Source organism: Vibrio sp. 10N.222.54.A3 (genome assembly GCF_041474095.1).
Taxonomy (GTDB): domain Bacteria; phylum Pseudomonadota; class Gammaproteobacteria; order Enterobacterales; family Vibrionaceae; genus Vibrio; species Vibrio crassostreae_C.
Genome location: NZ_JBFRTN010000141.1, coordinates 1 through 224 on the forward strand (window position 1 = coordinate 1; position 224 = coordinate 224).

The 224-nt window shown below is 46.4% G+C and carries 1 protein-coding gene; it reads right to left on the bottom strand.

Annotated features, from left to right (window positions below; all coding sequences use genetic code 11):
• Positions 1–66 precede the first annotated feature (66 nt).
• A partial coding sequence (locus AB4507_RS21770) for an EVE domain-containing protein (protein WP_408063635.1) occupies positions 67–224 on the bottom strand: 158 nt, incomplete at its 5' end.

Here is a 224-nt window from a genome sequence, read left to right on the forward strand (position 1 = left end):
TTGTGTATAAGAGACAGGCCAACTGGCTGCCTTTTTTGAACCTTACGTAAAAAGCTCTCTCTAACGCTATCGAGAACCTAACACTTCTTTGCTTAAGATTGCCTGCCACTCTTGTTCGGTAACCGGCATGATCGATAAGCGATTACCGCGTTTCACCAAGGGCATTTCGGAGAGTTCAGGCATGGCTTTAAGCGTAACCAAAGGAATCAAGCGCTCAGTCACTC